Source organism: Stenotrophomonas sp. CASM106 (assembly GCF_049384825.1).
GTDB lineage: Bacteria > Pseudomonadota > Gammaproteobacteria > Xanthomonadales > Xanthomonadaceae > Stenotrophomonas > Stenotrophomonas muris.
Genome location: NZ_JBMRFS010000010.1, coordinates 22768 through 35592, shown reverse-complemented (window position 1 = coordinate 35592; position 12825 = coordinate 22768). Strand labels below are relative to the sequence as shown.

Sequence of the window (12825 nt, the reverse complement as noted above, 5' to 3'; positions counted from 1 at the left end):
GATAGCACGATGACCTTTCACCAAGCCAAGGGGCTGCGTCCCATCCGGCGCTCTACCTTGAACCGTGTCAGCGCGCTGGGAGTCGCGCTGATGCTGGCCTGCGCTCCGGCGCTGGCTGCCGCACCGGCGGAAAAGCCGGTGGGCGCCACCGTGGCACCGGCCGCCGCGCCGGGGGGCCTGTCGGTGGCCAAGATCGATTTCAAGCGTGGCGATGACGGCGCCGGGCGCCTGATCGTGCAGTTCGACGGGCAGGGCGCGATCCCTGACCTGCGCACGCAGGGCAACAGCGTGGTGGTCGACGTCGGCAATGCCCGACTGCCGGCCAACCTGCAGAAGCCGATGAACGTCACCGACTTCGCCACGCCGGTACAGCGCATCGACGCCAAGCCGTCGGGCGCCGGCACCCAACTGGTGCTGAGCACCGGTGGCGCGGTGGAGTCGCTGGCCTACCAGAGCGGCAACGAATACGTGGTCGAGATCAGCCCGCGCCAGGCCCAGGCCGCCGTGGGTGCGGTCACCGCCGGCAGCGTCACCCAGGCGGCCAAGGCCGTCGGCCAGCGCGGCTTCACCGGCAAGCCGGTGACCTTCAACTTCCAGGACGTGCCGGTGCGCACCGTGCTGCAGTTGATCGCCGAGGAGTCCAACCTGAACGTGGTGGCGTCCGACTCGGTGCAGGGCAACGTGACCCTGCGCCTGGTCAATGTGCCGTGGGACCAGGCGCTGGACATCGTCCTGCGCGCCAAGGGCCTGGACAAGCGTCGCGACGGCAGCGTGATCTGGGTGGCGCCGCAGGCCGAACTGGCCAAGTTCGAGCAGGAAAAGGAAGACGCGCGCATCGCCATCGAGAACCGCGAAGACCTGCAGACCGACTACATCCAGATCAACTACCACAGCGCCACGCAGATCTTCAAAGCGCTGACCGAGGCCAAGGGCATCGGCGGCAGCGGTGGTGGTGGCAGTGGTGGTGGTTCGGGCAGCTCCTCGCAGGAAGACAGTGGCTTCCTGTCCTCGCGCGGCCGCATCGTGGCCGACGAGCGCACCAACACGCTGATGATCAGCGACATCCCGAAGAAGATCGCGCGCATGCGCGAGCTGATCAACGTGATCGACCGCCCGGTCGACCAGGTGCTGATCGAAAGCCGCATCGTCATCGCTACCGACACCTTCGCCCGCGAGCTGGGCGCGAAGTTCGGTGTCAGCGGCAGCCGCGACAACGTGTACTTCAGCGGTAGCCTGGATGCCAATGCGAAGACCCGTGAGTCGCAGGTTGCGACCGACCTGGCCAATGCCAAGGCCGAGCGTGACTGGGTAGCCGGTGGCCGGGTCGGCCCGCCGCCGGTGAAGTCCGGCTCGGCGATCACCCGTGGCCTGAACTGGAACCTGCCGGTGGCTGCCGCCAGCAACCCGGGTTCGCTGGCGCTGTCCATCCTCAATGCCGGTTACCTGCTGGACGTGGAGCTGTCGGCCATGCAGCAGGAGTCGCGAGGCGAGGTGATCTCCAACCCGCGCGTGGTCACCACCAACCAGCGCGAAGCGATGATCAAGCAGGGCAAGGAAATCGGCTACGTCACCATCAGCGGTGGTGGCGCTGGCGGCGTCGCGACCCCGAACGTCCAGTTCAAGGAAGTGGTGCTGGAGCTGAAGGTCACCCCGACCATCACCAACGACAACCGCGTGTTCCTCAACATGCAGGTGAAGAAGGACGAAGTCGACCAGCTGATCCAGCTGGAGGGCTACGGCACCGTGCCGTCGATCAACCGTCGCGAAGTCAACACCGCGGTGCTGGTCGAGGATGGGCAGACCGTGGTGATCGGTGGCGTCTACGAGTTCACCGATCGCAACAGCATCAGCAAGGTGCCGTTCCTGGGCGACGTGCCGTTCCTGGGCAACCTGTTCAAGAAGCGCGGTCGCAACAAGGACAAGGCCGAGCTGCTGGTGTTCGTCACCCCGAAGGTGCTGCGCGTGGCCAAGCAGAACTGAGCCGTCGCACCGGAGTCTTCGAAGAAGGGCCGCCCCGTGCGGCCCTTCTTCGTTTGGGCCGGCGGCATGCACGAAGCAGATCCATGCCCGGTGTGGACGGCTGTTCAGCGGTTCTTGATGCCAATCGCAGGGCACCCTGCGATGATGTCGGGAACCCGTGCCGTCCTGCGCCGGTCAAAGGCCCCCATGAACCTGCCACCGCCGATGCCCGAAACCGTCTCGCCGCCGCCCGCGCCGGCCACCTCCCGCCTGCATGCGGCGTTCACCCAGCTGCGCGACGCGCTGTCGGCCGAGATCGTCGGCCAGGCGGCACTGGTCGAACGCCTGCTGATTGCATTGTTGGCCGACGGCCATCTGCTGGTGGAGGGCGCGCCGGGCCTGGCCAAGACCACGGCGATCCGTGCACTGGCCTCGCGCCTGGAAGCAGACTTTGCCCGCGTGCAGTTCACCCCCGACCTGCTGCCGGCCGACCTCACCGGCACCGAGATCTGGCGCCCGCAGGAGGGCCGCTTCGAGTTCGTGCCCGGCCCGATCTTCCACCCGATCCTGCTGGCCGACGAGATCAACCGGGCACCGGCCAAAGTGCAGTCGGCGCTGCTGGAGGCCATGGGCGAGCGCCAGGTCACGGTTGGCCGCCATACCTATGCGCTGCCGCCGCTGTTCCTGGTGATGGCCACGCAGAACCCGATCGAGCAGGAGGGCACCTTCCCGCTGCCGGAAGCGCAGCTGGACCGTTTCCTGATGCATGTGCGCATCGGTTACCCGGACCAGGCCGCCGAATCGGAGATCCTGCGGCTGGCCCGTGAGCGTGCCCGTGGTGCATTGGGCGAGGCTGCGCCGGCGCCGGACAAGATGCCGATGCAGGACGTGTTCGACGCCCGTCGCGAAGTGCTGGACCTGCACATGGCACCGGCACTGGAGCGCTACCTGATCGAACTGGTGCTGGCCTCGCGCGATCCCGCGCGCTACGACGCCGGCCTCGGCCGCCGCATCGCCTGGGGGGCAAGCCCGCGCGGTTCCATCGCACTGGAGCGCTGTGCCCGTGCGCGGGCGTGGCTGGCCGGCCGTGACTTCGTCACGCCCGACGACGTGCGTGCAGTCGCCGCCGACGTGCTGCGCCATCGCGTGCTGCCCAGCTATGAAGCCACCGCCGAGGGCTGGGACGGCGAGCGCCTGGTGCAGGAGCTGCTGGCCCGGGTGCCGGCACCCTGAGCCTGCGCATGACCGATCCATCGCTGGAACAGGCACCGTCCGCGCTCGAAGGTGACGGGCTGCGCCCGCAGCTGGCCGAACTGGTCGCGCTACGGCGGCTGGCACAGCGTCCGCCGCCGCCGCGCCGTGGCCGCACCGGCAACGCGGGCCAGGCACCGTCCCAACTGCGCGGCCGCGGCATGGAATACGCCGAGTCGCGCGAATATGTGGCTGGCGACGACGCGCGCCACATCGATTGGCGCGTGACTGCGCGCACCGGCCGCGCCCATACCAAATTGTTCCAGGCCGAGCGCGAGCGGGTCAGCCTGATCGTGGCCGATACGTCGCCGGCGCTGTACTTCGGCACGCGCGTGCGCTTCAAATCGGTACAGGCCGCCCGTGCCGGTGCGGTTGCCGCGTGGTCGGCGCAGCGCCGCGGCGACCGCGTGGGTGCGCTGCGCGGCAGTGACCGCGAAGCGCCGATTGCCCCTGCGGGCGGGCCACGCGGCGTGCTGCGCGTGCTCGACGCGCTGACCCGCTGGTATGCACAGCCGCCGGTCGACGATCTGGGCCTGGCGCGTGCACTGGATCATGCCGGTCGCGTGCTGCGCCCGGGGGCACGCATGCTGGTGCTGGCCGATCCGCAGCAGGCCATCCGTATTCCGCCCGCGCGCTGGAGCGCGCTGGCCCAGCATCACGATCTCAGCCTGGTGCTGCTGGTTGATCCGCTGGAACTGCATCCCCCCTCGGCGGCGCTGCAGTTCCAGACCGCACAGCAGCGCATCGGCCTCGACCTGCGCCGCAGTGAAGTGCAGGCGCATTGGCAGGCACACTTCGTCGAACCGCTGCAGGAACTGCGGCGCCAGCTCGGCGCACGCCGTGTCGATGTGCAGGTGCTGTCCACGGATGCGCCCAGCGACGCGTGGCTGGCGCCATCACCGACCGAGGTGCCGGCGTGAGCGCCGCGCTGCCGCTGCGCGATGTGCAGTTGCCACCGGCACCTTCATGGTGGCCGCCTGCCCCCGGTTACCTGATGGTCGGCGCGGCGGTGGTGCTGGTGCTGTTGGTGATCGCCGTGCTGATGTGGCGGCGTCGCCGTCGCCGCCAGCGTTGGTTGCAGCTGTTCGATAGCGAACTGGCAGCCACCACCGACGCTGCGGCCGAACTGGCGGCCATTGCCGGATTGCTGCGCCGTGCCGCACGCCGTGCAAAGCCGGGCAGTGAATCGCTGCGCGATGATGCCTGGTGGCAGCGTGTAGACCCGCAGGGCACGTTGCCCGATGCGCGTCGCAGCCTGCTAGCCGAAGGCGCGTATCGCCCACGCGTCGACAGCAGCGACGTGGCGGCCGTGCGCAGTTGGGCCCGCGAGCGCTATCTGGCGATGCTGCTGGAGCGCCGCCGATGAACCTCTGGACGACCTATTGGCCATGGCCGGACCTGCAGCTGGCATGGCCACTGGCATTGCTCGCGCTGCCGTTGCCGTTGCTGATGCGCTGGTGGAAGCGCCGTGCAGAACCGGGCGCCGCGCTGCGTGTGCCCTACGCCGCCGCCGAGCTCGAAGCGCTGTCCGGTGGGGGCCGCGTCGACGTGTCGTGGCTGCGCACGCTGCTGCTATGGCTGGGCTGGTGCGCGCTGTGCATCGCGCTGGCACGGCCGCAGCAGCTGGGCGAAGCCATCACGCCGCCGCAGCAGGGCCGGCAGATGATGCTGGCGATGGACGTGTCCGGCAGCATGGGCGAGGGTGACATGGTGCTGGGAGCCCAGGCGGTTGATCGCCTCACCGCGGCCAAGGCCGTGCTGGCCGACTTCCTGGATCGTCGTGCCGGCGACCGCGTCGGCCTGCTGATTTTCGGTGATCGCGCCTACACGCTTACGCCGCTTACCGCAGACCTGGCCAGCGTGCGCGATCAGCTGCGCGACAGCGTGGTCGGCCTGGCCGGGCGCGAGACCGCCATCGGTGATGCCATCGGCCTGGCGGTGAAGCGCCTGCGCAGCCAGCCGGAGGGACAGCGCGTGCTGATCCTGTTGACCGATGGTGTCAGCAACGCCGGTGTGCTGGAGCCGCTGCGCGCCGCGGAAGTCGCGCGCGCCGAAGGCGTGCGCATCCACACGGTTGCATTCGGCGGCGATGGCAGCATGCGCCTGTTTGGTATCCCGATTTCCACCGACCAGGATCCGGTCGATGAGGCCACCCTGAAGAAGATCGCCAGCATGACCGGTGGCCAGTTCTTCCGCGCGCGTGACACCGCGCAGCTGGCCGGGATCTACGCCGAGCTCGATCGCCTGGAGCCGGTCGCCGCGAAGGGGCCGAGCCTGCGTCCGCGCGAAGAACGCTATGCCTGGCCGTTGGGGCTGGCGTTGCTGCTGGGCGTGCTGGCCTGGCTGTGGCCGGAGCGTCGCCGATGATCGCGTTTGCTTCGAATCTCCCCGATTGGAGCGCATTGCACTTCCTGCGACCGGAGTGGTTGTGGGCGCTGCTGGCGTTGCCCCTGATCCTCGCGCTCGCGGTGTACCGGCAGCGACGCAGTGATGCGTGGCGGCAGGCGGTGGACGCACACCTGTTGCCACATCTGCTGGCCGCGGGCGCGAAGCGGCGAGTGCGCCTGCCATGGGCGCTGCTGCTGGGCTGGACACTGGCATCGCTGGCCATGGCCGGGCCGAGCTGGCGCCAGCAGGCACAACCGATGTTCCAGGCCAGCGCACCGCTGCTGGTGGTGCTGGACCTGTCCAGCCGGATCACGGCAACCGATCTTCCGCCGTCGCGCCTGCTGCAGGCGCGGGCGAAAGTGGGCGAACTGCTGCGCGCGCGCCAGGGCGGGCAGGTGGGGCTGGTGGTGTATGCCGATGATGCCTACACCGTGGCGCCGCTGACCGACGACGGCAGCAATGTTGCGTTGTATCTGGATGCGCTGTCGCCGGACGTGATGCCGCGTGATGGCCAGCGTGCCGACCGCGGCATCGACTGGGCGACACGCTTGATGCGGCAGATCGGCGCGTTGCAGGGGCAGATCCTGCTGGTCAGCGATCAGGCGGACAGCGAAGCTGCACTGGCGGCGGCGCAGGCACGCAGCCTGGGCCTGCAGGTGTCGGTGCTGGGCCTGGGCACGCCTGCCGGTGCGGCGTACCGCGATGGCAATGGGCAGATCCGCCAGGCCGCGCTGGATGAGGGCAGCCTGCGTGCAGTCGCCACTGCCGGTGGCGGCCGCTATGCGCGCATCTCTGCCGATGACGGCGATCTGCGTGCGCTCGGTGTACTCGACGCGCGCGACGGCACGGCGGCGCAGCGGCCGGGCGAAGGCAAGCAGTGGCGTGACGAAGGCTTCTGGTTGCTGCCGCCGGTGATGCTGCTGGCATTGCTGGCCTTCCGCCGTCGCGCGGTGCTGGCCGCGGTGCTCGCGGTGGGTCTGCTGCCATGGATGAATGACGCGCAGGCGCAGGCCCCTGCGACGCCTGTCTCGCAGCCGGCGCAGGGCACGCTGTGGAAGCGCAGCGACCAGCTGCAGCATCAACGCCTGGCCGAGGGGGTTCAGGCCTACCGCAAGGGCGACTTCGCCACTGCACGCAGACAGTTCGAAGGCATCGACAGCGATGCCGGTTGGTACAACCTGGCCAACACGCTGGCACGCGAAGGCAACTACGACGACGCGATTGCCGCCTACGACCGCGCGCTGGCGCTGCATCCGGGCATGGCCGATGCGGTGGCCAACCGTGCCGTGGTCGATGCCGCACGCAAGCGCAGGCCATCCGGGGGCGGCCAAGGCCAAGATCAGCAGAAGCCACCGCAGAACGGGCAGCAGAAACAACCGCAGGGCCCGCAGGGCCAGCAGAACCCACAGGGGCAGCCGAAGCAGGGCCAGCAGCAATCCGGCCATGGCCAGCCGCCGTCGGGCCAGCAGGGCCAGCCCAAGGCGGGTGACAACAACGCGCAGTCGGAGCCTCAGCCTGGCGAACGTGGCCGCGATGGCCAGCAGGCACCGCCGCAGGTGGAAGATGCCAAGGCGCAGGCGCAGGCCGACGAACAGCAACGCCAGCGCATGCAGCAGGCGATGCAGCAGGCACGCGAGGGTGAGGCCGGCAAGGGCGGCAAGCCAGTGCCGGGTGGTGAGGGCCGCACGCCGCGCCAGCGCGAGGAGCAACAGGCGGTGGAGGCATGGATGCGGCGTGTGCCGGATGATCCGGGCGCATTGCTGCGGGCCAAGTTCCAGCTGGAAAACGAACGCAGGAAGAGGGAAGGGCGATGACGCGGTCGATCAACATGCACGGGCACTGGCCTCGACAGGTACTGGCGGCGCTGCTGTTGTGGCTGCCGCTGCTGGCCTGGGCGCAGCCGCGCGCGTGGCTGGACCGCGACCGCATCGCGATGGGCGACACGGTCACGCTCAATATCGAGAGCGACCAGGGCGCCCCTGACTTCACGCCATTGCGCACCGACTTCGACCTGAGCGGGCAGACCAGCAGCCGCCAGGTGGAATGGAGCAATGGCAGCATGCAGCAGCGCAACCTGTATGGCGTGGCGCTGACACCACGACGTAGTGGTGCGCTGGTGGTACCGGGCCTGCAGGTGGGCAGTGTGCGCACCGCAGCGCTGACGCTGCAGGTCGATGCGGCCGCCGTGGCGGGGCCCGACAGCAATGCGATGGCCTTCATCGAAACCGTTGTCGATGACGATACGCCGTATGTGCAGCAGAGCGTGGGCGTGGTGGTGCGGCTGTACTTCGCCTCGCAGCTGGCCTCCGGCGAGCTGGTGCTGGATACCCCGGCGGGCGCGTCGTTGCAGCGTGTGGGCGACGACCGCACCGATGTACGCCAGGTCAACGGGCGCCGCTACAACGTGGTCGAACGGCGTTTCCTGCTGATCCCCGAGCGCAGCGGCGCGTTGCGCCTGGCCGGTGCCCGTTTCAGTGGGCGCAGTGCGGGTGGCTTCTTCGACGACTTCTTCGGCGGTGGCGATGGCCGCATGAATGCCACCGGCGCAGACCGCACGCTGCAGGTGCAGGCACAGCCGGCGCAGGCCCCGCAGCCGTGGCTGCCACTGCAGAGCCTGCAGCTGCGCTACACCAGTGCGCCGACCAGTGCCCGCACCGGTGAGGCCGCCAACGTGGTGGTCGAAGCGGTTGCCGAAGGCGCGACGCGCGCGCAGTTCACCGACCTGCCGGTGCCGGATGTCGGCGCCAATGCGCAGGTGTTCGCCGAACCGGCACAGTACGAAGAGACCTTCAACGGCAGCACGCCGCGCCTGAAGATCACCCGCCGCTATTCGATCGTGCCGCGCCAGCCGGGTTCGCTGGTGGTGCCGGGGCCGCGCCTGCCCTGGTGGGATGTGCGTAACGGCAAGGCGCAGGAGGCGAAGCTGCCGGACCTGACGCTGGCCGTCGCGGCCGGCACCGGCACCGGCACTGCCTCACCGGCGCCATTGCCGCCGATCGACACCGATGCCGCGCTGCCGGGCGCCGATGGCCGGGACAGCCGCATCGCCGCGACCGATCCGCGTGCCAGCGGCCTGTCCGAGCGTCCGTGGCCGTGGATGGCGGCGGCCATCGGCCTGGCGTTGCTGTGGCTGCTGACTCTCCTGTGGGGCTGGCAGCGAGGTCGGCGCCCGCGCGCAGTGGCGCCAGTAGCGGGCAAGGCCTCTGTGCCGACTGCGGCGGGCGGGCGTGCCGGCCTGGCAGAACTGCGCCGCGCGCTGGATGGCGAGGGCTTCGACCAGGTGGAAGCACAGCTGTGTGCGATGGCTGGTGTGGAACGCATCGAGCAGGTCATCGCGCGGCTTGGGGATGCAGCCCAGCGTCAAGTGCTACAGGACCTGCAGCAGGCGCGGTGGGGCGGGCAGGGGGATCTGGCGCCGCTGCGCACGCGCCTGCGCGAGGTCTTCCGTGACGGACCGCACTGGTCGGCGGCTGCGGGCACCGCCGACACTGACCTGGCGCCGCTGTATCCGCCGCGGCGAACCTGAACCGGCGCCGCTTGCGCGCTTTGTTAGAGTGCATTCATTTTTCGAGGAAACCCGCGTATGACAGCAGCTGCTGCCGACAAGAAGAAGTTGCCCCTGCATTGGAAGATGGGCATCGGCTTTGCGATCGGCCTGGTCCTGGGACTGATCGTGCACGCCCTGGGCGGCAGCGTCGATGGTCTGCAGGCTGGTGCCAAGTGGGTAATGGACTACGTCACCACCCCGGCGTCGGGCCTGTTCCTCAACCTGATCTTCATGCTGATCGTGCCGCTGATCTTCTCGGCGCTGATCATGGGCGTGTCGGAGATGGGCGACATCCGCGCCCTCGGCCGCATCGGCTGGAAGACCCTGGCCTACACCGTGCTGCTGTCCGGCATCGCGGTGGGCATCGGCCTGGTGCTGGTCAACCTGCTCAAGCCGGGCGCGGGCGTCGATCCGCAGACTGCGGCACTGATGCTCTCGGAGAACGCCGAGCGCAGCAAGGAAATCGTCGCTGGCATCCACGGCACGCCGAAGGGCATGGACATGCTGCTGTCGATCGTGCCGAGCAACGTGCTGCAGGCCGCGTCGGACAACGGCGCGATCCTGTCGCTGATGTTCTTCGCGCTGATGTTCGGCATCGGCATGGTGCTGACCGACAATGAAAAGGTTGCCCCGCTGCGCCGCGCCATCGAAGGCGTGTTCGAAATCTCGATGACCCTGATCAACCTGGTCATCCGCCTGGCCCCTTATGCGGTGGCCTGCTTCATGTTCAACCTGGCCGCGCTGTTCGGCTTCGAGCTGATCATCCGCCTGGGTGCCTATGTGGGCGTGGTGGTGCTGGCGCTGGGTCTGCACATGATCGTGACCTACGGTACCGCGGTGTGGCTGTCCGGCCGCTCGCCGCTGTCGTTCTTCCGCGATACCCAGGAAGCAACGGTGATGGCGTTCTCCACCGCCTCCAGCAATGCCACCCTGCCGACCGCGCTGCGCGTGGCCGACCAGATGGGCTTGCCGCAGCGCGTGTCGCGCTTCGTGCTGACCGTGGGTGCCACCGCCAACCAGAACGGCACCGCGCTGTTCGAGGGTGTGACGGTGATCTTCCTGGCCCAGTTCTTCGGCGTGGACCTGAGCATCGGCCAGCAGATCATGGTGATGGCGGTCTGCATCCTCGGTGGCATCGGCACTGCCGGCGTGCCGTCGGGCTCGCTGCCGGTGGTGGCGATGATCTGCGCGATGGTCGGTGTGAACCCGCTGGGCATCGGCCTGATCCTGGGCGTGAATCACTTCCTGGACATGTGCCGTACCGCGCTGAACGTGACCGGCGACCTGGCCCTGACCACGCTGGTGGCCAAGGGCGAGTCGCACGATGGCCCGGCGCTGGGTCCGCAGCAGGACTGAGTCCAACGCCACTGCTGGCGACCTGATCGGGGTCGGACCTGATCGGGGTCGGATTCCTTTCCGCAGGGAAAGGGCTCCGGCCCCTTTTCACATGCGGAATCCGGCGGAGATCACGTCCTTGCGGGCCAGCGGCCGGCACGACCGGGCAAGGTGAACTGACCCCCCGCCCGGCGACTATGGGACAATAGGCCGCCCGCACGTCCGCGGCCGCCTCCCGATTCCGACAGAACCATGACGCAGCCTACCCGTCGCCAGTTGGCCAACGCCATCCGCTTCCTTGCCGCCGATGCGGTTGAAACCGCAAAGTCCGGCCACCCCGGCATGCCCATGGGCATGGCCGACATCGCCGAAGTCCTCTGGAACGACTACCTCCGCCATAACCCGAGCAACCCGCACTGGTTCAACCGCGACCGTTTCGTGCTGTCCAACGGCCACGGTTCGATGCTGCAGTACGCGCTGCTGCACCTGAGCGGCTACGACCTGCCGATTGAGCAGCTGAAGCTGTTCCGCCAGCTGGGCAGCCACACCGCCGGTCACCCGGAACGCCACGAGACCCCGGGCGTGGAGACCACCACCGGCCCGCTGGGCCAGGGTTTCGCCAATGCCGTGGGCTTCGCCCTGGCCGAGAAGCTGCTGGCACAGCGCTTCAACCGCCCGGAGCTGGAAGTGGTCGACCACCGCACCTGGGTGTTCATGGGCGATGGCTGCCTGATGGAAGGCGTGTCGCATGAAGCCGCTTCGCTGGCCGGCACCTGGGGCCTGCACAAGCTGGTCTGCTTCTGGGACAACAACCACATCTCGATCGACGGCAATGTCGAGGGCTGGTTCACCGACAACACCCCGGAGCGTTTCGAGGCCTATGGCTGGAACGTGGTGCGCGACGTCGATGGCCATGACCCGGACAGCATCAAGGCCGGCATCGAGGCCGCGCTGTCGCAGAGCGACAAGCCGACCCTGATCTGCTGCCGCACCACCATCGGGTTTGGTTCGCCGAACAAGGCGGGCAAGGAATCCAGCCACGGTGCACCGCTGGGCAAGGACGAGCTGGAAGCCACCCGCAAGCAGCTGGGCTGGGAATACGGTCCGTTCGAGATCCCGCAGGCGATCTACGACGGCTGGCGCGCCAATGGCGCCGGCACCCTGCGCCAGGCCGAGTGGGAACAGCTGTTCGACAAGTACGCCAGCCAGTACCCGGCTGAAGCAGCCGAACTGACCCGCCGCTCGCATGGCGAACTGCCGGCCGACTTCGTTGCCAAGGCCGATGCGTACATCGCCCAGGTGGCCGCGGAAGGCCCGACGATCGCCTCGCGCAAGGCCTCGCAGCTGGCCATCGAAGCCTATGCCCCGCTGCTGCCGGAAATCGTCGGCGGCTCGGCCGACCTGGCGCACTCCAACCTGACCCTCTGGAAGGGCAGCAAATCGGTTGCCAGCGACGACGCCAACGCCAACTACGTGTACTACGGCGTGCGCGAGTTCGGCATGACCGCCATTGCCAACGGCCTGGCCCTGCACGGTGGCTTCATTCCGTTCGACGCCACCTTCCTGGTGTTCAGCGATTACGCCCGCAATGGCGTGCGCATGAGCGCGCTGATCCCGGCGCACGCCATCCACGTCTACACCCACGACTCGATCGGCCTGGGCGAAGACGGCCCGACCCACCAGCCGGTGGAGCACCTGGCCTCGCTTCGCTACATCCCGAACAACGACGTGTGGCGTCCGTGCGATGCGGTCGAGTCGGCGGTGAGCTGGAAGGCCGCGATCACCCGCCAGGACGGCCCGAGCTGCCTGGTGTTCAGCCGCCAGAACCTGCCGCACCAGCCGCGCAGCGCCGAGCAGATCGCGCAGATCGAGCGCGGCGGTTACGTGCTGGCCGATGCCGCCGGCACCCCGGATGTGATCCTGATCGCCACCGGTTCGGAAGTCTCGCTGGCCACCGAAGCCAAGGCCCAGCTGGACGCGGCTGGTCTCAAGACCCGCGTGGTCTCGATGCCGTCCACCGACGTGTTCCTGCGCCAGGATGCGGCCTACCGTGAATCGGTGCTGCCGAACGCCGTGCGCAAGCGCGTGGCCGTGGAAGCCGGCGTCACCGGTTTCTGGCGCCAGTTCGTCGGCCTGGACGGTGCCGTGATCGGTATCGACACCTTCGGTGCCTCCGCCCCGGCCGACCAGCTGTACAAGCACTTCGGCATCACCACCGCCCACGTGGTGGAAGCCGCCAAGTCGCTGTAAGCAGCATCGCGACGTAATGAGGAAAGGCCGGCGCACGCCGGCCTTTTCTTTGCCGCAGGAAAAAGGGGACGGAGGGGATTAAGTCGTTTGTGCAC

The 12825-nt window shown here is 68.6% G+C and carries 9 protein-coding genes; all 9 read left to right on the top strand.

Annotation, left to right across the window (positions count from 1 at the left end; all coding sequences use genetic code 11):
- The first annotated feature begins 9 nt into the window (after nucleotides 1-9).
- Complete coding sequence (locus VG556_RS18750; RefSeq protein ID WP_100450550.1) at nucleotides 10-1980, top strand: type IV pilus secretin PilQ; 1971 nt, start codon at nucleotides 10-12, stop codon at nucleotides 1978-1980.
- Nucleotides 1981-2166: 186 nt separating this feature from the next.
- A complete protein-coding gene (locus VG556_RS18745) occupies nucleotides 2167-3192 on the top strand; it encodes an AAA family ATPase (protein ID WP_014648255.1) in 1026 nt (341 codons plus the stop codon).
- Nucleotides 3193-3200: 8 nt separating this feature from the next.
- The gene (locus VG556_RS18740) at nucleotides 3201-4130 is read left to right on the top strand and encodes a DUF58 domain-containing protein (protein WP_046432294.1); all 930 of its coding nucleotides are present in this window, start codon (nucleotides 3201-3203) and stop codon (nucleotides 4128-4130) included.
- Nucleotides 4127-4576: a DUF4381 family protein gene (locus VG556_RS18735; RefSeq protein ID WP_014648253.1), complete on the top strand. Its 450-nt coding sequence runs from the start codon at nucleotides 4127-4129 to the stop codon at nucleotides 4574-4576. Before VG556_RS18740 ends, VG556_RS18735 begins: the two co-directional genes overlap by 4 nt.
- Nucleotides 4573-5577 (top strand): vWA domain-containing protein, encoded by a 1005-nt coding sequence (locus VG556_RS18730; RefSeq protein WP_014648252.1) that lies wholly within the window; start codon nucleotides 4573-4575, stop codon nucleotides 5575-5577. The genes VG556_RS18735 and VG556_RS18730 overlap by 4 nt, the downstream gene beginning before the upstream one ends.
- Nucleotides 5574-7412, top strand: a complete 1839-nt coding sequence (locus tag VG556_RS18725) for a VWA domain-containing protein (RefSeq protein ID WP_100450549.1) — start codon at nucleotides 5574-5576, stop codon at nucleotides 7410-7412. The genes VG556_RS18730 and VG556_RS18725 overlap by 4 nt, the downstream gene beginning before the upstream one ends.
- Complete coding sequence (locus VG556_RS18720) at nucleotides 7409-9124, top strand: BatD family protein (protein ID WP_100450548.1); 1716 nt, start codon at nucleotides 7409-7411, stop codon at nucleotides 9122-9124. The genes VG556_RS18725 and VG556_RS18720 overlap by 4 nt, the downstream gene beginning before the upstream one ends.
- A 57-nt stretch (nucleotides 9125-9181) precedes the next feature.
- Nucleotides 9182-10501 carry a dicarboxylate/amino acid:cation symporter gene (locus VG556_RS18715; protein WP_014648249.1) on the top strand — a complete coding sequence of 440 codons (1320 nt, stop codon included), beginning with the start codon at nucleotides 9182-9184 and terminating at the stop codon, nucleotides 10499-10501.
- Between the two features lie 231 nt (nucleotides 10502-10732).
- Nucleotides 10733-12730 (top strand): transketolase, encoded by a 1998-nt coding sequence (gene tkt, locus VG556_RS18710; protein ID WP_069118235.1) that lies wholly within the window; start codon nucleotides 10733-10735, stop codon nucleotides 12728-12730.
- Nucleotides 12731-12825 lie beyond the last annotated feature (95 nt).